The organism is Porphyrobacter sp. AAP60 (assembly GCF_001296025.1).
Taxonomy (GTDB): Bacteria; Pseudomonadota; Alphaproteobacteria; order Sphingomonadales; family Sphingomonadaceae; genus Erythrobacter.
The window spans coordinates 672,640-695,896 of record NZ_LJHV01000008.1 but is presented as its reverse complement, the minus strand read 5'-3'; the positions used below and the strand labels follow the sequence as shown (position 1 = coordinate 695,896).

23 protein-coding genes are annotated in these 23,257 nt (G+C 61.9%); 9 read left to right on the top strand and 14 right to left on the bottom strand.

Annotated features, from left to right (window positions below; all coding sequences use genetic code 11):
• Positions 1 to 189 precede the first annotated feature (189 nt).
• The 3 genes from IP79_RS09245 (at position 190) to IP79_RS15470 (ending at position 1,763) form a co-directional block, all read left to right on the top strand.
• Entirely contained in the window at positions 190 to 843 is a 654-nt protein-coding gene (locus IP79_RS09245; RefSeq protein WP_054118911.1) for a hypothetical protein, read from the top strand.
• Positions 844 to 993: 150 nt separating this feature from the next.
• A complete protein-coding gene (locus IP79_RS09240) occupies positions 994 to 1,362 on the top strand; it encodes an endonuclease domain-containing protein (RefSeq protein WP_054118910.1) in 369 nt (122 codons plus the stop codon).
• A 230-nt stretch (positions 1,363 to 1,592) separates the two neighbouring features.
• On the top strand, positions 1,593 to 1,763 hold the full coding sequence (locus tag IP79_RS15470; protein ID WP_156318214.1) for a hypothetical protein: 171 nt from the start codon (positions 1,593 to 1,595) through the stop codon (positions 1,761 to 1,763).
• Positions 1,764 to 1,920: 157 nt separating this feature from the next.
• On the opposite strand, the gene IP79_RS09235 is transcribed toward IP79_RS15470, so the two are convergent.
• The 8 genes from IP79_RS09235 to IP79_RS09200 form a co-directional block, all read right to left on the bottom strand.
• Positions 1,921 to 3,039 (bottom strand): DGQHR domain-containing protein, encoded by a 1,119-nt coding sequence (locus IP79_RS09235; RefSeq protein WP_156318211.1) that lies wholly within the window; start codon positions 3,037 to 3,039, stop codon positions 1,921 to 1,923.
• A 271-nt stretch (positions 3,040 to 3,310) separates the two neighbouring features.
• On the bottom strand, positions 3,311 to 4,357 hold the full coding sequence (locus tag IP79_RS09230) for a ribonucleotide-diphosphate reductase subunit beta (RefSeq protein WP_054118908.1): 1,047 nt from the start codon (positions 4,355 to 4,357) through the stop codon (positions 3,311 to 3,313).
• 62 nt (positions 4,358 to 4,419) lie between these two features.
• Complete coding sequence (locus tag IP79_RS09225; RefSeq protein ID WP_054118907.1) at positions 4,420 to 4,605, bottom strand: hypothetical protein; 186 nt, start codon at positions 4,603 to 4,605, stop codon at positions 4,420 to 4,422.
• Positions 4,606 to 4,688: 83 nt separating this feature from the next.
• Positions 4,689 to 6,761, bottom strand: a complete 2,073-nt coding sequence (locus tag IP79_RS09220) for a ribonucleoside-diphosphate reductase subunit alpha (RefSeq protein WP_054118906.1) — start codon at positions 6,759 to 6,761, stop codon at positions 4,689 to 4,691.
• A 517-nt stretch (positions 6,762 to 7,278) separates the two neighbouring features.
• Positions 7,279 to 7,632: a response regulator gene (locus IP79_RS09215; protein ID WP_054118905.1), complete on the bottom strand. Its 354-nt coding sequence runs from the start codon at positions 7,630 to 7,632 to the stop codon at positions 7,279 to 7,281.
• Positions 7,629 to 9,149, bottom strand: coding sequence for a sensor histidine kinase (locus IP79_RS09210; protein WP_054118904.1), 1,521 nt, complete (start codon positions 9,147 to 9,149; stop codon positions 7,629 to 7,631). The genes IP79_RS09215 and IP79_RS09210 overlap by 4 nt, the downstream gene beginning before the upstream one ends.
• Before the next feature lie 222 nt (positions 9,150 to 9,371).
• A complete protein-coding gene (locus IP79_RS09205; RefSeq protein ID WP_054118903.1) occupies positions 9,372 to 10,271 on the bottom strand; it encodes an alpha/beta fold hydrolase in 900 nt (299 codons plus the stop codon).
• A gap of 37 nt (positions 10,272 to 10,308) precedes the next feature.
• Positions 10,309 to 11,247 carry a TraB/GumN family protein gene (locus IP79_RS09200; RefSeq protein ID WP_054118902.1) on the bottom strand — a complete coding sequence of 313 codons (939 nt, stop codon included), beginning with the start codon at positions 11,245 to 11,247 and terminating at the stop codon, positions 10,309 to 10,311.
• A 120-nt stretch (positions 11,248 to 11,367) separates the two neighbouring features.
• On the opposite strand from IP79_RS09200, the gene IP79_RS09195 reads away from it, so the two are divergent.
• Positions 11,368 to 11,823, top strand: a complete 456-nt coding sequence (locus tag IP79_RS09195) for a hypothetical protein (protein WP_054118901.1) — start codon at positions 11,368 to 11,370, stop codon at positions 11,821 to 11,823.
• 205 nt (positions 11,824 to 12,028) lie between these two features.
• On the opposite strand, the gene nadB is transcribed toward IP79_RS09195, so the two are convergent.
• The gene (gene nadB, locus IP79_RS09185; RefSeq protein WP_054118899.1) at positions 12,029 to 13,630 is read right to left on the bottom strand and encodes an L-aspartate oxidase; all 1,602 of its coding nucleotides are present in this window, start codon (positions 13,628 to 13,630) and stop codon (positions 12,029 to 12,031) included.
• Positions 13,631 to 14,011: 381 nt separating this feature from the next.
• Complete coding sequence (locus IP79_RS09180; protein WP_054118898.1) at positions 14,012 to 14,968, bottom strand: ABC transporter ATP-binding protein; 957 nt, start codon at positions 14,966 to 14,968, stop codon at positions 14,012 to 14,014.
• Positions 14,969 to 15,040: 72 nt separating this feature from the next.
• Here IP79_RS09180 and IP79_RS09175 point away from each other — a divergent pair, with 72 nt between their 5' ends.
• Together IP79_RS09175 and IP79_RS09170 are read left to right on the top strand one after the other, a co-directional pair.
• Positions 15,041 to 15,289, top strand: coding sequence for a zinc-finger domain-containing protein (locus IP79_RS09175; protein ID WP_054118897.1), 249 nt, complete (start codon positions 15,041 to 15,043; stop codon positions 15,287 to 15,289).
• A gap of 69 nt (positions 15,290 to 15,358) precedes the next feature.
• A complete protein-coding gene (locus IP79_RS09170; protein ID WP_054118896.1) occupies positions 15,359 to 15,826 on the top strand; it encodes a hypothetical protein in 468 nt (155 codons plus the stop codon).
• Between the two features lie 65 nt (positions 15,827 to 15,891).
• Here the strand turns inward: IP79_RS09170 and IP79_RS09165 are convergent, their stop codons facing one another.
• The 3 genes from IP79_RS09165 to guaA all read right to left on the bottom strand — a co-directional run bounded on the left by IP79_RS09165 (position 15,892) and on the right by guaA (position 19,372).
• Positions 15,892 to 16,866: an NAD(P)H-dependent flavin oxidoreductase gene (locus IP79_RS09165; protein ID WP_054118895.1), complete on the bottom strand. Its 975-nt coding sequence runs from the start codon at positions 16,864 to 16,866 to the stop codon at positions 15,892 to 15,894.
• A gap of 137 nt (positions 16,867 to 17,003) precedes the next feature.
• A complete protein-coding gene (locus IP79_RS09160; RefSeq protein WP_054118894.1) occupies positions 17,004 to 17,657 on the bottom strand; it encodes a YceI family protein in 654 nt (217 codons plus the stop codon).
• 113 nt (positions 17,658 to 17,770) lie between these two features.
• A complete protein-coding gene (guaA, locus tag IP79_RS09155; protein ID WP_054118893.1) occupies positions 17,771 to 19,372 on the bottom strand; it encodes a glutamine-hydrolyzing GMP synthase in 1,602 nt (533 codons plus the stop codon).
• A 268-nt stretch (positions 19,373 to 19,640) separates the two neighbouring features.
• Here guaA and IP79_RS09150 point away from each other — a divergent pair, with 268 nt between their 5' ends.
• Together IP79_RS09150 and IP79_RS15465 are read left to right on the top strand one after the other, a co-directional pair.
• On the top strand, positions 19,641 to 19,964 hold the full coding sequence (locus IP79_RS09150; protein WP_054118892.1) for a UrcA family protein: 324 nt from the start codon (positions 19,641 to 19,643) through the stop codon (positions 19,962 to 19,964).
• Positions 19,965 to 20,473: 509 nt separating this feature from the next.
• Positions 20,474 to 20,644, top strand: a complete 171-nt coding sequence (locus tag IP79_RS15465) for a hypothetical protein (RefSeq protein ID WP_156318209.1) — start codon at positions 20,474 to 20,476, stop codon at positions 20,642 to 20,644.
• A gap of 92 nt (positions 20,645 to 20,736) precedes the next feature.
• On the opposite strand, the gene IP79_RS09145 is transcribed toward IP79_RS15465, so the two are convergent.
• The gene (locus tag IP79_RS09145; protein WP_082337115.1) at positions 20,737 to 22,299 is read right to left on the bottom strand and encodes a class I adenylate-forming enzyme family protein; all 1,563 of its coding nucleotides are present in this window, start codon (positions 22,297 to 22,299) and stop codon (positions 20,737 to 20,739) included.
• Between the two features lie 82 nt (positions 22,300 to 22,381).
• Between IP79_RS09145 and IP79_RS09140 the strand changes: the two genes are divergently transcribed.
• Positions 22,382 to 23,131, top strand: coding sequence for a PIG-L deacetylase family protein (locus IP79_RS09140; RefSeq protein WP_197273780.1), 750 nt, complete (start codon positions 22,382 to 22,384; stop codon positions 23,129 to 23,131).
• The last annotated feature ends 126 nt before the right edge of the window (positions 23,132 to 23,257 follow it).

The following is a 23,257-nucleotide window of genomic DNA, read 5'->3' as shown; positions in this document are numbered from 1 at the left end:
GGGGTCTAACCGGGGTCTGGAGGGGGTCTAAACCGGCCTAAAATCGCGTCCGCCGCGATCAAGTTTCTGAATTGGCTGTGTTTTCGTGTTCCCGGCGCGATTTTTGCGCGAAAAACCGCCGGCCAATCGGTTTGCGGGCCCGTTTTAGCTGGCTCGCAGGCATTAGGAAACTGCGCTACACCGCCCGCCATGATCACATCCGCACCCATCTCGCCCGCCCGCTACGCCCTGCTTGCCGCCGCCCTGTTGCTGCCCGGCTGCACAACGCCGCAATCACAAGCCGACCCGCAGGACGCCTTCTGGGCCGCGCTCTCCAGCCATTGCGGCAAGGCCTATGCCGGACGCCTGACCACCGCTGACGCCGCCGACGCCGATCTGGCCGGCAAAGCCATGGTGATGGCCGTGACCGATTGCAGCGAGGCGCGCATCGCCGTGCCGTTCCACATCCAGACCGCCGACGGATCGTGGGACCGGTCGCGCACCTGGCTGATCACCCGCACCACCGGCGGCGCTCTGCGCCTAAAGCACGATCACCGCCATGAAGACGGCTCCGCCGATCCCGTCACCTTCTACGGCGGAGACACCGCCGCCCCCGGCACCGCCCGCACGCAGGACTTCCCCGTGGACGCAGAGAGCATCGCCATGTTCCGGCGCGAGGGGCTGACGGCTTCTGTCACCAATGTCTGGTCGGTCACGGTCGATCCCGCCGGCACGCCGGACGCAGCCTATATCTACCAACTGCGCCGCACGGTCGCAGGCGGCGCGCCGGCAGAACGCAATTTCCGCGTGGAGTTTGATCTGACCCAGCCGGTCGCCCTGCCGCCGCCCGCTTGGGGGTGGTGAAAGGATAGGGGGGCTGTGACGTGCCCACCCCCAGCCCCTCCCGCAAGCGGGAGGGGAGTATCAGCGCCACTCAGTCCCCCTCCCGCTTGCGGGAGGGGTTAGGGGTGGGCCTGTCTTGTTCAACCCGCTGATTTACGATAATTTCATTCGATGCCTGACTCGACACCCCGCAACACCGCCCGCGCCCGGTCGCTGCGGCGCGAGGCAACCCCGGCGGAGCGTGCCTTGTGGGCGCTCCTATCCCGCAGCCAGATGGGCGCAAAGTTCAGCCGCCAGTTGCCCCTCGGCCCGTACTTCGCCGATTTCCTGTGCCGCGATCTGGCACTGGTGATCGAGCTTGACGGCCACAGCCACGATATCGCGCCGGAACGGGACGTGGCGCGTGATGCGTGGATGGCGCAGCAGGGCTTCACCGTGCTGCGCTTCGCCAATGCCGATGTGCATGGGAACGTCGAAGGCGTGGTGACCGCGATCCGCACCGAGGTGGAGCGGCTGCGGAGGCTGAATGGGGAGCGCTGATCAACCCTACCGCCTGCGGGAGGGGTCGGGTCGTACTGATACCCTTCCCGCCTGCGGGAAGGGAGCGAGACTTGGCGGCTTTGCCGCCTAGTCGCAGCGGGTTGGGCCTTCGCCGAGGGGTCTGGTCAAGGGCCCTGAACACAGTGGCTCCGCGCCCACCCCTAACCCCTCCCGCAAGCGGGAGGGGGACGCGCTCACTTCTCCCCTCCCGCTTGCGGGGAACCGCAGGTGTGGCGCAGCCACAGCGGTCGGGGGTGGGCGCGTCAAAGCGCAAGTTCAGCGAGAGAAAGCAGGGCCGCAGCCTGATGCTGGTGACGCGCGACGGGGCGAGCTTAGGCGCAGTGCTGGTGCGCGAAGGGCTGGCCGAGCAATGGGGCGGGGTGAGGCGGGCGTGGTGTTAGGGGCCGCTACCCCCACCCTCTCGCCGTCCTAACCCCCCACGCCGTCCCGGGCTTGACCCGGGATCCCGCTGTTTCTTTCACCGCCGCCGAAGGAAGCGGGGCCCCGGGTCAAGCCCGGGGCGGGGGGAAGGGTGTTGCGCCGCCCCACCCCCGTTCGTCATTCCAGCTCTAAATCAGGCAAACCATTTAGCAGCTTCGAGATAAGTACTCGCTTCCCCGCCGATGAAGAGTAGCTTCCGGCTGCCCCACCTTTTGGTGCGGTGAGCCAGAAATCTGCTCCCTTCACGAATTCTGCATCCTTGTTTTCGCCATCCAGTTGATCAAACATCGGCTGCAAAAGCTCCGCATAGTTATCATCCTCAAGGAGTGATCCACCATTTGATCTTACCAATTCAGCAATTTCAGGGAGAATCTCGTGCATCGCCCAAACGCCGATACCCTTCATTAGGGTGTACTTCTGATTCTCTTTGAAGGGATCAGGCATCGCTGACCTAATTCCTCTCCAATAGCTTTCAAGAATCTGAAATTTCCTGTCTCTTCCTACGTTCTTTAGAAGAGGGTAATTTAGAAATTTCCTTAACGAGGTGACGAACGAGGCACTTGGTATCGTGGTTATGCCGCGATCCTCGTTCGCTAACCTGATTCGATTTCTCCAAATATCCGAGCTGTCTGCCATCATTTCGGTAATGGCCTGCGCTTCAACCTTCCAATCTTGACCTGATTCAATCAGACCGGTCATGACTTTACCGTCATGCTCAGCGCGTTGCTTAAGTAGGTCATAAGCCAAATCAGTTTTCACCGACTTAGCGGTAGAATTCACGATGTAGAATTGCTCAAGCTCTTGACCCTCGTCCGCACCAAGCATCATGACGAATTGGATCTTGAAATCTCCATATTTTTCAGGATCCTCGACCATAAGGCCACGGAATGCAGCTAGCCGATGCTGCCCATCAACAACAGAAAGGGTACCCTTGTAGGCGCTGAGATCGAATGAACTGCAGTCGCCATCAGGCTGCTCTTCCAGCGCGGCGTCCCAAGACTCGTGGCGAGCATTCAGAAGGACAGCGGTTGGAATATCGACCCGCCCACGGCGGATTTCCATCATCAACTTTAAGATACGACCTTGAGCTGGCTTTCGCTGGTAACCCTGCTTGGTTCGCGCATCACGCCAGGGGGTAAAGAGGCGCTCATGAAGGTGCTTGTAGCGCACAGAGCCAACGATAGTCTTCACTCCTGAAGACAAAACTTGACCCATAATGACTGGAATCTCGGCCAATGGGGTTTCCTTCTGGGACACCTTGAATTAGAGCCCCGGTATCACTGCTGCACCCATCGCCGGTTTTGGACACCTGCGAAGCTCCTCGGATTAGCAGCGACAACTTCAAACCCTGGTATGGACCCAAAGATGACGGGGAGATGGCGCATGTCCATCTCCCCTCTATTTAGCTAACTATCGGCCTGCTGTCGCCCCAAGGCAGGGGCTCTGGCGCGAAAATTGCACGACTTGTCGTATTATCGTTAGATCTGATTTCTGGATCTCGATTAATTTACTCCGCAGCCTCAACCCCAAACAGCCCGCCTTCAGCCTCGACAACGCTGTCCTCGTTCACAGCCTTGGCCTTCTGGCGCTTGTCGAACGATGACCACACGGTGTTCCAGTCGCCGCGGGTGGCGCCCTTCGAATATTCGGTGGCGCGGGTTTCGAAGAAGTTGGCGTGCTCCACCCCGTTGAGCAACGGCGCGAGCCACGGCAGGGGGTGTTCCTCGATCATGTAGATTTCCTGCAGGCCGAGCTGCTTCAGGCGCCAGTCGGCGATGTAGCGGATGTAACGCTTGATCTCCTTCGCGCTCATGCCGTTGATCGGGCCCATTTCGAAGGCGAGATCGATGAAGTTGTCTTCCAGACGCACGGTCTTCTGGCAGATGTCGATCAGGTCTTCCTTCACCGCCTTGGTGAGGCACTGGCGTTCCTCGCAGAAGGTGTGGAACAGCTTGATGATGCCTTCGCAGTGCAGCGATTCGTCGCGCACCGACCAGCTGACGATCTGGCCCATGCCCTTCATCTTGTTGAAGCGCGGGAAGTTCATCAGCATGGCGAAGCTGGCGAACAGCTGCAGCCCTTCGGTAAACCCGCCGAACACGGCGAGCGTGCGGGCGATATCCTCGTCACTCTCGACGTTGAAGGTCTGGAGGAAATCGTGCTTGTCCTTCATTTCCTCGTATTCGAGGAAGGCGCTGTATTCGCTTTCGGGCATCCCGATGGTGTCGAGCAGGTGCGAGTATGCCGCGATGTGCACCGTTTCCATGTTGGAAAAGGCGGCGAGCATCATCTTCACCTCGGTCGGCTTGAACACGCGGCCGTAGTTTTCGTGATAGCAGTTCTGCACCTCGACATCGGCCTGGGTGAAGAAGCGGAAGATCTGGGTGAGCAGGTTGCGCTCGTTCTCGGTGATCTTCTGCGCCCAGTCGCGGCAATCCTCGCCCAAGGGCACTTCTTCGGGCATCCAGTGGATCTGCTGCTGGCGCTTCCAGAAATCATAGGCCCAGGGATACTGGAACGGCTTGTAGGTCGAACGGGCTTCGAGCAGCGACATGGCGGATTCTCCTGAAGGCAAAGGTATAGCAGATACGCGAGGCAGGCCCGCGCGGATTCAAATCAGGGCGCGTAGGCGATCATGATGATCGCGCTGCCGATCAGCAGCATCCCGCCCATCGGGACATGGATCATCGCCGCGTTGTGGGCGTGGCCGGGTGTGTCTTTCTTCAGCTGGATGAAAGCGCGCACCAGAAACACCAGCGCGACGACGGCTCCCAGCACTCCGGCCCAGAATGGCAAACCCATGGTGATACTCCCACTTGAATGATGGAGCGGGCGGCGGGCGCGGGGATGCTGTTGCCCCGCCGCGCCCGGCCCGGCCTATGCGCCTACTGGCAGCTCAGGCATTCCTCGTAATCGGTCGGGCCTTCGGCGGCGCTGAGTTCGATCTTGGCGAGTTCGGAGGTGTTGTCAGCCTCCACCCCGCCGACGAAACCGGCGCGCTGCACGGACTTGGACCGCAGGTAATAGAGCGACTTGATGCCGCGTTCCCACGCCTGGAAGTGCAGCATCATCAGATCCCACTTGTCGACATCGGCCGGGATGAACAGGTTCAGCGACTGGGCCTGATCGATGTAGGGCGTGCGATCGGCCGCGAATTCGAGCAGCCAGCGCTGGTCGATTTCGAAGCTGGTCTTGAAGGTCGCCTTTTCCTCCACGGTGAGGAAGTCGAGATGCTGCACCGATCCGCCGCGCTCGAGGATCGAGTTCCAGACATTGGTCGAATTCTTCGACTTCTTGTCCAGCACCTTTTCCAGATAGGGGTTCTTGACGATGAAGCTGCCCGACAGGGTCTTGTGGGTGTAGATATTGGCCGGGATCGGCTCGATGCAGGCAGACGTGCCGCCGCAGATGATGCTGATCGACGCGGTCGGCGCGATTGCCATCTTGCAGCTGAACCGCTCCATCGCGCCCATGTCGGCGGCATCGGGGCACGGCCCGCGTTCCTGCGCCAGCAGCATCGAAGCCTCGCACGCCTTGGCGTGGATATGCTTGAACATCTTGAGGTTCAGCGCCTTGGCCATCGCGCTTTCGAAGCCGATGCTCTTGAGCTGCAGGAACGAGTGGAAGCCCATCACGCCCAAGCCCACCGAACGCTCGCGTTCCGCCGAGTACTTGGCCCGCGCCATTTCATCGGGCGCGCGGTCGATGTAATCCTGCAGCACGTTGTCGAGGAAGCGCATCACGTCTTCAATGAACTGCTTGTCGCCGTTCCATTCGTCCCAGGTTTCCAGGTTGAGCGAGGACAGGCAGCACACCGCCGTGCGATCATTGCCAAGGTGGTCGATCCCGGTCGGCAGAGTGATTTCCGAGCACAGGTTCGAGGTTGAAACCTTCAGCCCCAGATCACGGTGATGCTTGGGCATCATGCGGTTCACCGTGTCGTTGAACACGATGTAAGGTTCACCCGTGGCGAGGCGGGTTTCGACCAGCTTCTGGAACAGCGAGCGCGCATCGACGGTGGCACGCACTTCGCCGGTCTTGGGCGATTTGAGGTCGAACTCGGCCCCGTCGCGCACGGCTTCCATGAATTCATCGGTCAGCAGCACGCCGTGGTGCAGGTTCAGCGCCTTGCGGTTGAAATCGCCGCTGGGCTTGCGGATTTCGAGGAACTCCTCGATTTCCGGGTGGCTGACATCGAGATAGCACGCCGCCGATCCGCGCCGCAGGCTGCCCTGCGAAATCGCCAGCGTCAGGCTGTCCATCACGCGCACAAAGGGAATGATCCCGCTGGTCTTGCCGTTGAGGCCGACCGGCTCGCCAATCCCGCGCACATTGCCCCAGTAGGTGCCGATCCCGCCACCCTTGGAAGCGAGCCAGACGTTTTCGTTCCAGGTGTTGACGATGCCTTCGAGGCTGTCCGAAACCGAGTTCAGATAGCAGCTGATCGGCAGGCCGCGATTGGTGCCGCCGTTCGACAGCACCGGCGTGGCCGGCATGAACCACAGGTTCGAGATATAGTCATACAGGCGCTGGGCATGGGCCTGATCATCGGCATAGGCATCGGCCACGCGCGCAAACAAATCCTGATAGGTTTCGCCGGGCAGCAGATAGCGATCGGTCAGCGTTTCCTTGCCGAAATCGGTCAGGCGCGAATCGCGATCGGGATTGGTGACGATCGTGAAGCGGCGATCATTGATCTTCTTGCTATCGCTGGCACCGCCATCCTTCATCGCTTCGACCATCGCAGAGCCGACAGCATTGGCCATCGCCTCGCCCGCCTTGGCGGCGATCAGCGCGTCCGATCCTGCATCTTTGGTGTTCATGGTCACTGCCTTCTCATCCGTGGCGGACGTTTCGGCCCCCGCTGTTGCATCCGCGGGCAGGCCCGCATCCAGTTCGTTCGTCACATCGCTGTTCACAGCATCATTGGGCACGTTTTCGCTCGCCTTGAAATCCATCTGAAGCCCCACTTGTCCCCCGAATCGCCACATGGACGCAAGGGCCCATGTTCTGATTATGTTCTATACCGGCCGGTCCACAGACTTGCCAACAGGGTACGCCCTATCCGGGCCTGCTGGCAGGTCGTCCTGTCCCGTTTGCGGCGCGCGCCGGGCCCTGCGGCCAGAGCGAATCCCCGTCTGTAAGCCCCGGTTGGGGCTGCGGGTAAATCACCATGGCTTGGGGGTCCGATTTGCGCCGAACCACTAGATGATGAATCAGACAGGGTTTCCCGTCAACGGGCGATTAACGCTTAAATCACCATGACAGGCCTGTGTTACCCGCATGACACCCCCGCGACGCGTGGACCAAGCTTGAGTCGCGCGCGCCGCAACCCCCAAACTGAATCTGTGAAGAAAAATATGGTGATTGAATCATTCGAATCCAGCCGTGAATCTTTTGCACGGACAGATGCACGAATGTTGCGCGGATCGGCGGCGCAAACCGCGCCGGAGCGGCCCCGGACCGGGCCGGTCATCAGCCCCGTGTCAAAAGCCCGCCAAGAACACTGATCAGGTCTTCGGCATTGAGGGGTTTGGTTATGACCGGTGCCCCGGCCAGCTCGGGTGGCAACTGGCTCGTGCTGAAACCCGTCACCACGGCGAAAGGGATTCCCCGGCCTGCCAGCGCCTGTGCGACCGGAAGGGAGCTTTCGTTTCGCAGGGATGCATCCAGAACCGCAGCGTCACAGCCATCACCCTCCAGCTCGGCCAAAGCCTGCGGTACGGTGGAACAGGGCGGAAGCACCGCGAAACCGGCGGAATCAAGCGTTTCGACAATGTCCTGTGAAATGAAGAACTCGTCTTCGACGACAAGAATGCGTGCCTTCATCCAAAATGCCTTTCTGCGCTAAGGCCAGAACCCTCCTGCTCAATAATATTCTCCAGCGGGCAATCAAGTTTCCACGAAAAGCCCGACGGCCCAAAATCGCTTTCGACCTCGGCATCAAGGCTCATTTCGACCATGTCTTTGGTGACAGTCGAGCCGAATCCCAGCCGTTCCGGCGCGATGACCGGAGGCCCGCCCGTTTCGACCCAGGTCATGACAAAGCGTTCATCAGGCGCGCTGCCAACACGTCGCCAGGTCAGCGCGATACGGCCACCGGCGGTCGCCAACGCGCCGTATTTGCTGGCATTGGTAACCAGTTCATGGATCGCCATGCCAATGGTTTGCACCGATGGCGGTGACAGGGAAACGTCGTCACCGGCAAGAATGATCCGGTTATCGATCAGGCCTTTGAAGTGGCCCAGCTGTGCGCTGACCAGATCGTGAAGGTGCACGCCCTTCCATTCACTCCCGACAAGCAGATCCTGCCCGGCCGCCAAAGACCGGATGCGCGCTGCAAAGTTCAGCAAGAACTCCTCGTGGTTGTCGCCGCTGGTCAGCTTGGCGACCGACAGCACCACGGCAAGCAGGTTCTTGGCCCGATGGTTGATCTCTCCCATCAGAATCTGGACAAGCCTTTCGCGGTTCTTCTCCTCGGTTATGTCGAGGTTGGATCCGACCAACCATTCGGTCGTCCCGTCAGGGCCTGCGCGTGCGGCCTCGACCGCGCGCAAATGGCGCACGCTGCCGTCATCGCCCCGGATGATCCGGAATTCGCGCGTGCTTTCGCCGCAATTGCTGATGGTTTCCTGCAGGACCCTGTCCTGTTCGGCGGCATCATCCGGGTGGAGACGAGCCAGATAATCCGTATACTGCACTGACCCGTCAGGTGTGGGCGACAGGCCATAAAGTTCGAACAGCGTGCTGTCCCAGTGCACAATTCCGCTTTCGACATGCCATTGCCACAGCCCGATCCCGGCTGCCTGCGTGGCCAGACGGATTTTCACCTCGCTCTCGCGCAAGGCAACCGCGGCCTGTCTGCGTTCGGCAACCTGCTGTTCCAGCTGTTCCACCATCCGCTCCTTGGACGCGGCAAGATCGCGGCTGTTTTCACGCTCGCGGCGCAGCTGCTGGTTTGCCGCCTGCATGCCGTAGATCAAGGCAAGATCGGTCGCCACGACAAACAGGTAAAGGCCGATCGCAACTTCGTTACCTTCCAGTTCGAAGGTGCCTACCGGGGGAAAGAAGAAATACCACGCCAGCAGCCCGCACAGCAGCGCCGACAGGCTGCCCAGACGCACCCCGAACACGAAAGCCGTAACGACCACGGCGGGGAAGAAGGTGAGAAAGGGAAATCCGGGCGGAAGGGCGCCATCCAGAGCAACGCGGACTAGCCACGCGATCCCGACTATGGCCAGGGTGACAAGCAGATTGAACACCGGGCCGAACCGCGTGGTCGGGAACCCCTCTATCCACCGTGCCAGCTTTCTTGATCTGTCTTGTTCGGCAATTGATTCGACCACACCGGCACCTTTGTTCGTGTTTTCGCAGAACCAGTCTGGCCCGGTCGGGGCCGCTCGTCCGGATTGGCGCGAGAGCGTTGACCAGGCTGCTCGCGAACATGGCGGGGCCCTATAGCATCAAGTATTTCGCCTTGTCTCCCGATGCTTCAGTGTGGCGCGCGGGCACAATCGCGGCACGCGCAAGGGCTTGCCCAAAGGTGCTGCCTAGACCTTCGGCAGCCTTTATCCGCGAACGTGAGTGACAATTTCCTGCGTCACGCGCGGGATCAGCGGCAGCGGGATATCGTGGCCCCAGCCGGGGATCGTCACCAGCCGCGCGCCCGAAATGTGCTTGGCGGTATCCTCGCCCGCCTCCAGCTTGACCAGCGGATCATCTTCGCCGTGCAGCACCAGTGTCGGCACGCGCACATTGGCGAGGCGCGAGCGGCGACAGCCATCATCGATGATCGCGGCCAGTTGCCGCGGTAGCCCTGCGGGATAGACAGAACGGCGGATGTTCTTCAGCACCCGCTCGCGCTGTTGTTCGGGATCGAAGGGGAAACCGGGGCTGCCGATATTGCGCGCCACGTTCAGCCCGTGGGCGACGATGGTTTCCTCGTCCATCGCCTTCAGCGGCGCGATCAGCGCTTCCATCGCGTGCTTTTCCGCCTGCGGCAGCTTGCCGTTGCCGGTGGTGGACATGATCGAGGTGAGGCTGGCGAGCCGTTCAGGATGGTGGATCGCCATCAGCTGCACGATCATCCCGCCCATCGAAGCGCCGACCACGTGGGCGCGGGCGATCCCCAGCGCATCCAGCAGGCCGATCCCGTCATCGGCCATGTCCTTGAGGGTGTAAGGCACCTTGGCCGGAAAGCCGATCTTCTTGCGCAGCACCTGCACCGCAAGTGTCGGCGCGCGGGCGCCTTCCATCTTCTGGCTCAGCCCGATATCGCGGTTGTCGTAACGGATCACGCGGAAGCCTTCGCTCACCAGCGCATCCACGAATTCGTCCGGCCACAGGGTCAGCTGCGCGCCGAGACCCATCACCAGCAGGATCACTTCGGCTTCAGGATTGCCCCCATGCGGAAGGTGATCCTCGTAGAAGATTTCGATGTTGGTGTTGGGCGTGGTGATGGTGGGCATGGGTGACGTGGCCTCTCGCGCTTGTGCTTTGCGCCAGTTATTTCCACGCCGGGCCGGAGATGTCGAGGCCCTGGGCCGAAAGCCGGTCGAGCACGCCGTCGGGTTCCGCCAGCACCCGCAGCGGCACCACGGCGAGCGTCACGCCCGGCTGGCTTTGCGCGGCGGTGATCTGGTCGACCCAGATGGTGCGCAGTTCGCTTCCCAAAGTCTCGTCCGCCCACGGCCAGCACTGGCCGAGCGCCTGTTCCAGCGGGTTGGCCATCACCGCCGGAATATCATAGCGCCGCCAGTCCGCCCCGCGCTGTTCGACGATATCGGGGCCGCTTTCGACCGCATCCATCGCCGCATTGAGGCAGGGGATATGCGCGGCGGGCGGCGCATCGGCGAGGTTGTCGATGATGTCCTCACCCCGCAAGGTGGCGGCGCGGGTGGTGGGGACTTTCGCCTTGTCCGCCGCCTTGCTGACCACGTCGGAGGCATCGTCGGCGGTGTCGCGGTTGAAGCGCAGTTCCTTGCGCAGCATCTGGAAGGATGTGAGCAGGAAGCTCTTGCGGGCATAGTCTTCGTCATGCTCCGTCCCCAGCGCTTCGAGCCGCGCCCATTGTTCGGGCGCAAGATATTCGCTCGCTTGCGATTTTTCGGGCAGTTTGGTGAACTTCGATCCGCTGAAGATCAGCCGCAGCACATCGCCCGGCGAAATCCGCGGCTTCGCGCCAAGGATCACGCGGCTGGCCTGCGCGGTCGCGTCCTTCAGGCGATCAGGCTGCCACGGCGTGGTTTTCGGGATTGCCCGGATTTCCCCGACGAGGATGATGGTGCCGGTAGGCGTATCAATCGTCCACATCGGCGCGCCGGAGCGCTGAGCGGTGACGACGATGGAGTTTTCGGTGGGGGTGGGGACGTCCTGGGCGGCGAGGGGGGCGGCGAAAGCGGCAAGCGCAACCGTAAGGGCTAGAATTGGAATGCGGCGCAGCATCAGAAAATCCTATCGATGCGAGGCAGCATTATTTTCCCGCGCGCGCTTGCTAGCACATTTGTAGTTCCGACAGGAATTGTGTCTGTTGCCAACCTCTTCGAAAAATAAGATTGTGCCTCTATGAGCGTCCTCTACGATTTGTTTGGCGAAATCAGGAAAGCCGTGGAAGGGCAGCCCAACCTCCGCGAGCTGAGGATCTTGCGTGACACTTGTGACTCTCAATCGACACTTCGAGCCACCGCTGATGCTTTTCGAGGTATCAATGATCCGGACGAGGTAGACTCCGTGAGGGACATGCATCGCAAGCTGATCCGCGCCCTAGAGGAGAAAATTGCGACAACCACTGAGCGGAGAGATCAGGCCAAGGTAGTCGGCATAGGCGTAGGGACTTCCGTTGCAGGAGGTGGCGTCGTTGCGGCAATCTCAATAGCCGTTCCTGCTGTGGCCTTGATACCTATCGTTGGTGGCGCATATTGTGTATGGCGCGGAAGCGAGAATGCTAAAGCGCTCACATCTGAACTAGCATTATACATTCAACTCAAAGATGCTGCTGAGAAACTGGTTCCGACATCATGAATTTATTTCCTGACTTCAGTGATTGGGCAGAGATTGCCAACTTGCTTGCGGCAGTCGTCACAATTGCATTTCACCTATTCAGCAAAATGATGCTCCATCGACGGGGAATTGGTGAGCAAATTATTTCGAACATACAGAAATTGATTGAGGCCGTGAAGAAAGAGGCAGATTCCGCGCGCAAAATTTCGCGAGAAATATAGCCGCCTCACGGCACCAGCACCGTATCCCGCGGCTCGTCCGACAGTTCGGGATAATCCAGCGTGTAGTGCAGCCCCCGGCTCTCCTTGCGGTGGAGCGCGCTCTTCACGATCAGTTCTGCCGATTGCAGCAGGTTGCGCAGTTCGATCAGGTCGGTCGTCACCCGGAACGCGCCGTAATAGTCCTCGACCTCGCGTTTCAGCAATTCGATGCGGCTGGCGGCCCGTTCGAGCCGTTTGGTGGTGCGCACGATGCCGACATAGTTCCACATGAAGCGGCGGATTTCGGTCCAGTTCTGCTTGATCACCACCTCCTCGTCGGAATCGGTCACGCGGCTTTCGTCCCACGGCAGGATCGCGGGCGGTTCTTCCAGCGTGTCCCAGCGCGCAAGGATATCCTGCGCCGCCGCTTCGCCGAACACGAAACACTCCAGCAAGCTGTTCGATGCCAGCCGGTTGGCGCCGTGCAGCCCGCTTTCGGTGCATTCCCCGGCCGCCCACAGGCCGGGAATATCGGTGCGCGCCTGCAAATCCACCACCACCCCGCCGCAAGTGTAATGCTGCGCCGGGACAACCGGAATTGGCTGCTTCGTCATGTCGATGCCAAGGCCCATCAGCTTTTCGTGGATCATCGGGAAATGCCCGCGCACGAAATCGGCAGGCTGGTGGCTGATATCGAGGTGAACGTAATCGAGGCCAAACCGCTTGATCTGGTCATCGATCGCGCGGGCCACCACATCGCGCGGGGCCAGTTCCATCCGTTCGGGATCGTAATCGACCATGAAGCGGCGGCCCGTTTCGGGGTGCAGCAGGTGCCCGCCTTCGCCCCGCACGGCTTCGGTGATGAGGAAGTTTTTCACATCGAGGTTGTAGAGGCACGTCGGGTGGAACTGCATCATCTCCATGTTGGAAACGCGCGCGCCTGCCCGCCATGCCATGGCGATGCCATCGCCGGTTGCGCCGCGCGGGGCGGTGGAGAATTGGTACACGCGGCCCGCGCCGCCTGTCGCCAGCACGGTGGCTTTGCCAATGTGCCGTTCGACCCGACCGCTTGCCTCGTTCAGCGCATAAACGCCCCACACACGCCCGGCGGCGGAGAACTGATCGCGGTGGCGATCGGTGATGAAATCGATGCAGGTGCGGCCCGGCAGCAAGGTGATGTTAGGGTGATCCTGCGCCGCCTTGACCAGCGCCGATTGCACCGCCCAGCCGGTCGCATCATCGACATGCACGATCCTGCGGTGCGAATGGCCGCCCTCGCGGGTCAGGTGGAGGCTGTCCGCATCGCGGTTGAACGGCACGCCCAACTCGCACAGCCGGTCAATCGATTGCGGTGCGCGTTCAATCACGAATTCGACCGTGGCCAGGTCGTTCAGGCCCGCGCCCGCCACCATCGTATCGCGCACGTGATTGTCGAAAGTGTCGCCGGTATCGAGCACTGCGGCGATCCCGCCCTGCGCCCACGCAGTCGATCCGCCAGTGAGCGAGCCTTTGGCCAGCACCAGCACGCTGCGCGTTTCCGCCAGCGCCAGCGCCGCTGTCAGCCCGGCAGCGCCTGACCCGATGATGACCACATCATGCGCCTGCCGCGCTGCATCAATATTCGCCATTGATCAGCCATGCCGCGCAATCGGGCGACGGGCAAGCATATCGCTATTTTGGGCGCGCCTGCGTCACACCATTTTAAGGAAAATGACGTAGGTAATTTCCCTTGGTTGCGGTGCAATATAGTGTTAGCTCGCGCAGGATCGCGTTTCCGGTTCTGCCTGAATATGCGCGAAGGTCGCAAGATAATAACCCGAGTATCCTGATCCTCTATCCCGGATGCGTCCTGCCATGTCGTTTCTACCGAATTTAGGATGCCTTATCGGCCGCCACCGGCCTTTGCGACGTGATGTCACATGGGATGGCCTGACCTATACCGGCCACTGCCGCCATTGCGGCGCTGCCATCGAACGCCGCGCCCGCCACAATTGGCGCAAGCGCAAGGGTTAATCCACGCCGCCGCCAGTCAGCTGCACGAACACATCTTCCAGATCGGCCTCGCGGGTGATGACATCCTCGATCACGAGGCCCTGATCCTGCAAGATTCCAAGCACCTGTCCGGCGCTGAGGCGATCCTTGTCATAGGTCACCTCGACCCCGCGTGCGCCATCCCAGGTGGCCCGCACGAAAGCCTCGTGGGCAGGCGCAGCGGTCAGATCGGCAGCAGCGGTGACCGCGACGATCTTCTCGCGCGCCATGTCCACCAACTCGCGGGTCGGTTTGTTGGCGATCAGCTGGCCATGATTGATGATCGCGATACGATCGCACAATTCCTCGGCCTCTTCGAGGTAGTGGGTGGTCAGCACCACCGTCACCCCTTCGCGGTTGAGTTCGCTGACCAGTTCCCACAATTGCCGGCGCAGATCGACATCGACCCCGGCTGTGGGTTCATCCAGCACCAGAATCGGCGGCGAATGCACCATCGCCTTGGCCACCAGCAGCCGCCGCTTCATCCCGCCCGAAAGCGTGCGGGCATAGGCATTGCGCTTGTCGGCCAGCCGCACCGCTTCGAGCAATTCCTCGCTGCGGCGCAGCTTGGCGGCGATGCCGTAGAATCCGGCCTGATTCTCCAGCACTTCGAACGGGGTGAAGAACGGATCGAACACGATTTCCTGCGGCACGATTCCGATCGAACGGCTGGCGTTGCGCCGGTCGCGATCTATGTCGAAGCCCCAGATATCGACGCTGCCCGAAGTCTTGTTGACCAGCCCGGCGAGGATATTGATCAGTGTCGATTTGCCCGCGCCGTTGGGGCCGAGCAGCCCGAAGATCGAACCTTCGGGCACATCGAAGCTGACCCCGCCCAGCGCCAGCTTGCCATCGGTCACCGTGCCGTTCGCGCCCTTGGCAGGGGCATAGCGTTTGGCGAGGTTATCGATGCGGATGGCGGGCTCTGCTGGCATGGCCCTGCCCTAGGCAAGCGCCACGCCAAAGGCAATTGCGCTGCACCGCTGCGGGTTGTATCGGCAGCGGCCATGAACATTCCTCCTCCCGAAACCCTGCTGGTCGATACGCGGCGCGTCAGCTGCGACGGCGCCAGCGGCATCCGCGGCGGCGCAGGCTATCGCCCCGCCGCGCTGGGCCATCCCCGCGTGTTTCTTGAAATCGACGAGCACGGCTATGTCGATTGCGGCTATTGCGACCGGCGGTTCGTGCTGCGCGGCGGGATCGCCGATGGCGCGGATCAGGCAAGCCTGCCGGATATTTCCGCCGGGGCAAGCTGACACCGCTCAGGGCCGGTTAAGGCGCGGTGTGGCATTGAAGCGGCCAATGTTCGCTAGGAGAACCGTGTCATGAACCGTGTACCTGCTCTATCCCGCGCCGTTGCTGGCAGCATCGCCGCCGCACTCGCGCTTGGCTCTGCGCTGCCGGCCGCTGCACAAAGCGACGTTGAAACCACGGCCGAAGCTGCTCCCGAAACCAAGGGTGAAAAACGCCTCGCCAAGCTGCTCGAGGGGCGCGTGGCGGGCGAGCCGCAGCGCTGCATCCGCACCATGCCCAACCAGCGGCTGCAGACCATCGATCGCACGGCTTATGTCTATGGTTCGGGCAGCACGATCTATGTCCAGCGCACCCGCGATCCCGGCAGCATCGATGATAGTGACGCGCTCGTTTCACGCCGCTTCATCGCGAGCGAGCTGTGCAAGCTTGACATGATGACTACCGTTGATCCGGTCACCGGCATCTTCACCGGCGCGGTGTTTTTCGAAGATTTCGTGCCCTACACCCGCGTGAAGGACGGTACTTCCAGCGACGGCTAATGGCAGGCTTGCCGATCCGGCCCGGCGGCGTAAGGCCGGGCACGGATCTGGCAGCATAGCCGGGTTCAGCCGCGCGCCATGGCTTGCATCCGGGCGATGATTTCCTCGGCCTGCAGCATGATCCGGTCGATCAGTTCCTGACAGGTCGGGATATCGTGGATCAACCCGGCGACCATGCCGCAGCTCCACGCGCCTGCATCCATCGTGCCTTCCGACATGATCTTGGGATAGACGCCCGCCACTTCGGGCAGGATATCCTGAATGGTGATGGCGTCACCCAGTTCCCGCTCCTTGACCAGCAGACGTTCGACCGCCTCGTTGGTGAGCACGCGTTCGGTGTTGCGCAGCGGCCGCATGACAAGCCGGGTGTCGAGTTCGCTCGCCGCCAGGATTGCCTGCTTCACGTTTTCGTGCACCGGTGCCTCTTTCGTGGCAATGAAGCGCGTGCCCATGTTCATCCCCTGCGCGCCCATCGCAAGGCTGGCGACAAGGCTGCGCCCGTCAGCCATCCCGCCGCTGGAGACGAAGGGGATTTCCAGCTCGTCCGCTGCACGCGGCAGCAGGATGAAATTGGGCACATCATCCTCGCCCGGATGGCCGCCGCACTCGAAGCCATCAACGCTTACCGCATCGCAGCCGATATCCTGCGCCTTGAGGGAGTGGCGCACAGAAGTGCACTTGTGGATCACCTTGATCCCGGCATCCTTCAGCGGCGGCAGCAGGTCGACCGGATTGCGCCCTGCCGTCTCGACCACCTTCACACCGCCATCGATCACCGCCTTGACCAACCCCGGATAATCCGGCGGGGTCAGGGTCGGCAGGATGGTGAGGTTCACGCCGAAGGGCTTGTCGGTCATGTCCTTGCAGCGCGCGATTTCATTCGCCAGCTTTTCGGGCGTGCCCTGCGTCAGCCCGGTGATAATCCCCAGCCCGCCCGCGTTGGAGACCGCCGCGGCCATTTCGGCAAAGCCCACATAGTGCATCCCGCCCTGGATAATCGGGTGCTGGATGCCGAACATTTCGGTGATCGCGGTCTTCATGGCGTGTGTTCTCCCGTTGAATTGCGTGTTTGAACGCAAGACAAGCCCACTTGCGCCGCGCTTTCAAGCCCGCTTTTGATGGGACACGCGCCCGCCCGCGCCCGCACGCCCGTCGCCGTAGCGTCAGGCTGGCGCGATCAGGAACGGCTGAACGAAAGCGTGAAGGTCACCGGCACGGCAGGCGTGATCGAAGGCAGCTGCGCCAGCGCGCGCAGTTCGCCCAGCTCGTCGGTCAGTTCGAACATGTCGGTCGAGATGATCACCGGCGCGGTCGGCACCACGGTGACGCGATCAGCCGAGACACGGGTGACGAGAACATCGGTCTCGATGTCGCTCTGCGCGCCCTTGATCGACACGGTGCCCTTCAGAGGTCGGGAGATCGACTGGCCCACGGCCAGTGCGGCAAAAGCTGCCGGATCGAGCTTTGCCGTGACGGTCGCGGTGGGATTATCGACCACCTGAAAGAAGATATCGCGCATCCGTTCGTTGCGTATGTCCACGCCGGTGTTGACCGAGGCAAGATCGATTTCGATCGTGGCGGTGCCATCGGCGGCGACCGTGCCGGAAAGCCTGTCGAAACGATTGGCCTCGGCCACCTCGCCCGCCTTGATGCTGACATAGGACAGCCGCGAAGTCGCAGGTTCCAGCGTCCAGGCGCCTTCGGTCACCGAAACCGCATCACCACCCGCATCCGCTGGCGCGTTCGTCGCAGGTTCGGCGCAGGCAGCAAGGCCAAGCGCGAGAACCGCAGCAAGGGCACCAAAACGGACGGACGGGCACAGATTAGGCATGGTGCGGAGCAACCTTTCAGGCGGATAGCTTGGAGCCGGGGAATATGCGATTTCAGGCCCTGCCGGAAGAGGGTCTGAAAGAGGCGTTGCGGCCAGCCTCACTCCCACTCGCCTCACTCCCATTCAATCGTGCCGGGGGGCTTGCTGGTGTAATCATACACCACCCGGTTGATGCCCTTGACCTCGTTGACGATGCGGGTGGCCACGCGGGTCAGGAACCCGGCGTCGTAGGGGAACACGTCTGCGGTCATCCCGTCGGTCGAGGTGACGGCGCGCAGGGCGCAGACGTTGTCGTAAGTGCGCCCGTCGCCCATTACGCCCACGGTTTTCACCGGCAGCAGCACCGCGAAAGCCTGCCAGATCGCGTCATACAGCCCGGCGTTGCGGATTTCCTCAAGGTAGATCGCATCGGCCTTGCGCAGGATATCGCAGCGTTCCTTCGTGACTTCGCCGGGAATGCGGATTGCAAGGCCGGGGCCGGGGAAGGGGTGGCGGCCGACAAAGGCATCGGGCAGGCCGAGTTCGCGCCCCAGATCGCGCACTTCGTCCTTGAACAGTTCGCGCAGCGGCTCGACCAGTTGCATATTCATGCGTTCGGGCAGGCCGCCGACATTGTGGTGGCTCTTGATCGTGACACTTGGCCCGCCGGTGAAGGACACAGACTCGATCACATCGGGATAGAGCGTGCCCTGCGCGAGGAAATCGGCGCCGCCGATCTTCTTCGCCTCCGCCTCGAACAGGTCGATGAAGGCGCCGCCAATGAACTTGCGCTTCTTTTCGGGATCGGTGAGCCCGGCCAGCCCGGCGAGGAAGGTTTCCTCGGCATCGACCGCAACCAGCGGGATATTGTAATGATCGCGGAACAGGGTGACGACCTGCTCGGTCTCGTTGAGGCGCATCAACCCGTGGTCGACGTAAACACAGGTGAGCTGATCGCCGATCGCTTCGTGAATCAGCACTGCCGCGACCGCCGAATCGACGCCGCCGGAAAGGCCGCAGATCACGCGACCATCGCCCACCTGGGCGCGGATTTCGGCGATCTTGGTCTTGCGGAACTCGGCCATCGTCCAATCGCCCGTCAGCCCGCAGACATGGCGCACGAAATTGGCGATCAGCTTGCCGCCATCGGGGGTGTGGACGACCTCCGGGTGGAACTGGGTGCCGTAAAACTTGCGCGCTTCGTCGGCGATCACGGCAAAGGGCGCGCCGTCGGAGGTGGCGACAATTTCGAAGCCGGGGGCAAACTGCGTCACCTTGTCGCCGTGGCTCATCCATACCTGATGGCGCGAATCGATGTCCCACAGCCCGTCAAACAAGGCGCATTCGCCTGTGACGGTCAGGAACGCGCGGCCGAATTCGCCGCCCTCTCCGGTTTCATGGCCGGGGCGCACTTCGCCGCCCAGCTGGTGCGTCATCACCTGCTGGCCGTAACAGATGCCAAGAATCGGGATGCCCGCATCGAACAGCAACTGCGGGGCGCGCGGGCTGCCGTCGTCGGGCACGCTGGCGGGCGATCCGGACAGGATGATCCCCTTGGGCTGCATCCGGTGGAACGCGGCTTCGGCCTGCGTGAAAGGCGCGATTTCGGAATAGACCCCGGCCTCGCGCACACGGCGGGCGATCAGCTGGGTCACCTGCGATCCGAAATCGACAATCAGGATAGAATCCGGGACGGCAGAATCGCCGGGGGCGGGGCTGGATGGGTGCGCGCTCATACCGGGCGATTACGGCAGGGCACCCAGCGCTGTCCAGCACCGCTGCGCAGGCGCTATTTTTTTTGCAATGCAGCGTAAAACTTGGCGTTATAATTCATCGGGTTCCTGATAAATTGCACGGGGTCAGTTGCAAACTTCGGAACCAATTTCACGCATTTCGCATTTGCACATTATTCTTGTGCACTGCACCATAGTTTCAAACAGCAACCGAATGTCGGCCAACGGCATCGATTCCCTGACACCCTCTCTCAATCACGGAGTATTTCCTATGCGTTTCACTCTCCCCCTGATCGCCCTCGTCGCCATTGCTGCCCCGGCCGTTGCCGCCCCGGCCGCCGAAGAAACCGTCACCGTGCGGATTGCATATGATGATGTCGATGTGACCAGCGCCGAAGGCCGCGCCGCGATTGAAGCGCGCATTGATGCCAAGCTGCGCAAGGCCTGCACCATCGCGGCCGCTGGCCGCTATACCTATGGTCGCAGCATCATCGACGACAAGTGCGTGGCCGATGCCCGCACCGTGGCGCTGGCCGAAGTCGCACGCGTTGCTGCGCTTGAAGCCCGCAACGGCCGGGCGATTGCCGCCAACTGAGGCCTTCCCGCAAGGATTCTCCTACAATTACAGGCGGCCGCCGGAGCGATCCGGCGGTCGTTTGTTTGCGTGCCAGCCATTGTTGCAAAACACGCAATCAAATTTGGCATTTTCGCATTTGAGTTCGATCCAATCGAACACCATCTGGCAAGGCAAGCGATGATCTGCCGGGCCCCTCTCTCTCATCCCGGCTTCCTCTGAACGAGGTTATCGCCCGGCGATTGCAGGCCGAACACGGCCCGATTGCCAGCCTGCCTGACCGGCAGCAGCGCCCGGCTCTCCCCCTCGCCAGGCTGCTCTGCCCTGTCTCCGCCCGCGGCCTCCGCGCCCGGGCAAGCAGCGAAAGAGACGCGGCCACCTCCCCTCCCCCCCTTGAATGGTGGCCGCGTCTCGAGCCGCCTGCATTGCCGTATGCGGCGTTTTTCATGTCCTGTGATTGCATTTTTCGATTGCCGTGATGCGTATTTTTACGCCTCAACGTTGATTGATTATTACGCGGCGCTTGTTATATGATGCGCAAGCCCGGGCGATCATCCCTCTCTCCCCCCTCTGATCGGCCGGGCTCCCAAACCACAACAAAACAGGGAAATTGGACCATGCGCATGTTCAGCGAAAAGGCTGTCGCCTTCATCCTCTCCATCGCCATCAGCGGCACCGCGTTCACCACGTTCATCGTCTGAGGCCTCTGCCTCGGGTATCGTGTAACGCCGAAGGCACGGCGAAAGCCATAACCGGCCCGGCCTTCCATCAGGAGAGCCGGGCCGTGTTGATTCTACTCCACCCCGCCCAGCCGCGCCGCTTCCTCGCGCAGGTCGGTCTTGAGCAGTTTGCCGATATGGCTGCGCGGCATCTCCGCAATCGGATGCAATGCCGCAAGCCGCTGGGTCTTGCCGAGCCGTTCATTGACCGCCGCCATGATTGCCGCAGGCCGGGCCGCGCCATCTTTCAGCACCACGAAGCCGACCGGGCTCTCGCCCCATTTGCGCGATGGCATCCCCACGACCGCGGCTTCGGCAACGCCGGATTCCTTGCACAATTCGGCTTCCAGATCGGACGGGTAGATATTGAACCCGCCGGAGATGATCATGTCCTTGGCGCGGCCCACCAGTTCGACGAAGCCTTCCGCATCCACCCGCCCGATATCGCCCATCCGCATCCATGCCTCGCCCGTGGCAGGGTCGATCCATTGCGCTTCGGCAGTCTTGTCGGGGCGGTTCTTGTAGCCGCTCATCATTGTCAGGCTACGGCCGACCATGTTGCCGGGCGTGCCCGGTGGCACCTCGCGGTCTTCGTCGTCGAGCACCTTCAGCTCGCTGCCCGGCGCGGGGCGGCCTACCGTGTGGAGCTTTTCAGGGAATTCGTGGCACGGCAGCAGGCACACCACCCCGCCTTCGGTCATCGAATAGATTTCGATCAACCCGCCCGGCATCCGCGCCAGCACCTCGCGCTTCAATTCGGCGGGGAAGGGCGCGGATGTGCAATATTTGAGCTTCAGGCTCGACAGATCGAAGGTGTCGAAATCCGCGAAATCCATCAGCCGCTGATATTGCACCGGCACCAGCATGGTGATGGTGGTGCCGTCAGCCTGCGCATGGGCCAGCCACTTGCCGCAATCGAACTTGCCCATCACCCGCACGCAGCCGCCCGCCAGCAGCACCGGCAGAAACGCGACCATCGTGGTGTTCGAATAGAGCGGAGTCGAAGCGAGCGAGCGCACTTCCAGTCCGGCACCCAGATAGGAAAGCGCGGTTGAAGCAAACTGCCGCCAACGCATCTGGTGCGAATGGACGATGCCTTTGGGGATGCCGGTCGTCCCGCTGGAATAGATGATGTTGAACGGGTCTTTCGGCTCCGGCACGAAGTCCGGGGCGCGGCTGCCCGGGGGTGCCATCCACTGGTCGATGCTCTCCAGCGGCACGCGAATCAGATCGGCCATGAAATCGGGGCCGAGTTCGTCCGCCTTGGCTGCATCGATGAACAGGTGCGCTGCGCCCGAGTCTTTCGCCATGCCGACAAGCTGCTCGGGCGAGGCACTGGTGGTCAGCGGTGCGGCCACCCCGCCCGCACGCATCGCGGCAAGGAACACCAGCGCATAATTGGCGGTAGAAGTGCCGAGAATCGCCACCGATTGCCCGCGCTGCAATCCGGTCTCCACCAGCCGCGCCGCTAGTCGTTCGACGAGCCCGACCAGTTCGGCCCAGTAAACCTCGCGGGTTTCGTCCACCAAGGCAAGGTCATCGCCCTTGATACGCGACCATTCCATCAGGATGTCGGGGAAGCTGCCAAAGGGTTCGGCGAGACGGGCGGTCATCATTTCGGTGTTCATGGCCGCCATGCATAATCATGGCGAGGCCATGCGCAAAGGATTTGCAAGGGCGCTCGCACAAGTGGCAGTGTGGTTGGTGAGGAGAGGGAAAATGATCCGCAGAATGGGCATGATCGCGCTGGCAGTGCTGGCGTCGGCTGCGGCAACGCAGGCACGCGAGGTTTCGGCTGAAACCGAAACCGTGGTGGTGGTGCTGGCTCACCCCGATGATGAATTGCCGATGGCCCCAGCCATCGCGGCTCTGGCGCGTGAGGGTCGGCTTGTCAGCATCATCCACGCAACGCCGGGCGATGCCGGGCCGGGCGTGTCGGGAATGGCCAAAGGCGAAGATCTGGCCGCGACCCGCCGCGCCGAAGCGCAATGCGCAGGGCGCGCGCTGGGCGTGGCAGAGGTGGTCAACCTTGGCTTCGGGGACGGAATGCTTGCAGATCATGTGCGCGACAGCTCACTGGTCGCTGCCTTGGCTGATCGCATCGGCGAGGCCGACACCGTGCTGACATGGGGGCCGGATGGCGGATACGGCCATGCCGATCACCGCATGGTGAGCGCGCTGACTTCGCAGATCGTGCAGGCTATGCCCGCCGGGGCGCGACCAGGATTGCTCTATGTCGGCATCCCGGCGGGCACATTGCCGCCCGTGCCCGAACTGGCGGATTGGGCCGTAACAGACCCTGCCCTGCTGACCGAAACGGTTCCCTACACCCCCGCCGATCTCGAAGCTGCCAAGGCCGCCGCCGCCTGCCACGTGACCCAGTTTGACGAGGCCACCCGCCAAGGCATGATACCGCTGTTCGATGCGACCATGTGGCGCGGCAAGGTGCATTTCCGGCCCGCTTTCTAAAGCGCCATCCGGCCCCTTCACCGCAAACGTTCGCAGACTGGTGGAAAAGCGACCCTTGTGGCCCTCCCGCAGTTGGGTTTCTGCGCCCGAGCGCTTATATGATGGTCATGAACGACACCACCTCAC

Bases quoted from the DNA above. Each gene is read 5' to 3' on its own strand.
- IP79_RS09245 (WP_054118911.1), top strand. From the start codon at position 190: ATGATCACATCCGCACCCATCTCGCCCGCCCGCTACGCCCTGCTTGCC.
- IP79_RS09240 (WP_054118910.1), top strand. From the start codon at position 994: ATGCCTGACTCGACACCCCGCAACACCGCCCGCGCCCGGTCGCTGCGG.
- IP79_RS09230 (WP_054118908.1), bottom strand. From the start codon at position 4,357: ATGTCGCTGCTCGAAGCCCGTTCGACCTACAAGCCGTTCCAGTATCCC.
- IP79_RS09225 (WP_054118907.1), bottom strand. From the start codon at position 4,605: ATGGGTTTGCCATTCTGGGCCGGAGTGCTGGGAGCCGTCGTCGCGCTG.
- IP79_RS09220 (WP_054118906.1), bottom strand. From the start codon at position 6,761: ATGGATTTCAAGGCGAGCGAAAACGTGCCCAATGATGCTGTGAACAGC.
- IP79_RS09215 (WP_054118905.1), bottom strand. From the start codon at position 7,632: ATGAAGGCACGCATTCTTGTCGTCGAAGACGAGTTCTTCATTTCACAG.
- IP79_RS09205 (WP_054118903.1), bottom strand. From the start codon at position 10,271: ATGCCCACCATCACCACGCCCAACACCAACATCGAAATCTTCTACGAG.
- IP79_RS09200 (WP_054118902.1), bottom strand. From the start codon at position 11,247: ATGCTGCGCCGCATTCCAATTCTAGCCCTTACGGTTGCGCTTGCCGCT.
- IP79_RS09195 (WP_054118901.1), top strand. From the start codon at position 11,368: ATGAGCGTCCTCTACGATTTGTTTGGCGAAATCAGGAAAGCCGTGGAA.
- nadB (WP_054118899.1), bottom strand. From the start codon at position 13,630: ATGGCGAATATTGATGCAGCGCGGCAGGCGCATGATGTGGTCATCATC.
- IP79_RS09180 (WP_054118898.1), bottom strand. From the start codon at position 14,968: ATGCCAGCAGAGCCCGCCATCCGCATCGATAACCTCGCCAAACGCTAT.
- IP79_RS09175 (WP_054118897.1), top strand. From the start codon at position 15,041: ATGAACATTCCTCCTCCCGAAACCCTGCTGGTCGATACGCGGCGCGTC.
- IP79_RS09170 (WP_054118896.1), top strand. From the start codon at position 15,359: ATGAACCGTGTACCTGCTCTATCCCGCGCCGTTGCTGGCAGCATCGCC.
- IP79_RS09165 (WP_054118895.1), bottom strand. From the start codon at position 16,866: ATGAAGACCGCGATCACCGAAATGTTCGGCATCCAGCACCCGATTATC.
- IP79_RS09160 (WP_054118894.1), bottom strand. From the start codon at position 17,657: ATGCCTAATCTGTGCCCGTCCGTCCGTTTTGGTGCCCTTGCTGCGGTT.
- guaA (WP_054118893.1), bottom strand. From the start codon at position 19,372: ATGAGCGCGCACCCATCCAGCCCCGCCCCCGGCGATTCTGCCGTCCCG.
- IP79_RS09150 (WP_054118892.1), top strand. From the start codon at position 19,641: ATGCGTTTCACTCTCCCCCTGATCGCCCTCGTCGCCATTGCTGCCCCG.
- IP79_RS15465 (WP_156318209.1), top strand. From the start codon at position 20,474: ATGATGCGCAAGCCCGGGCGATCATCCCTCTCTCCCCCCTCTGATCGG.
- IP79_RS09145 (WP_082337115.1), bottom strand. From the start codon at position 22,299: ATGGCGGCCATGAACACCGAAATGATGACCGCCCGTCTCGCCGAACCC.
- IP79_RS09140 (WP_197273780.1), top strand. From the start codon at position 22,382: ATGATCCGCAGAATGGGCATGATCGCGCTGGCAGTGCTGGCGTCGGCT.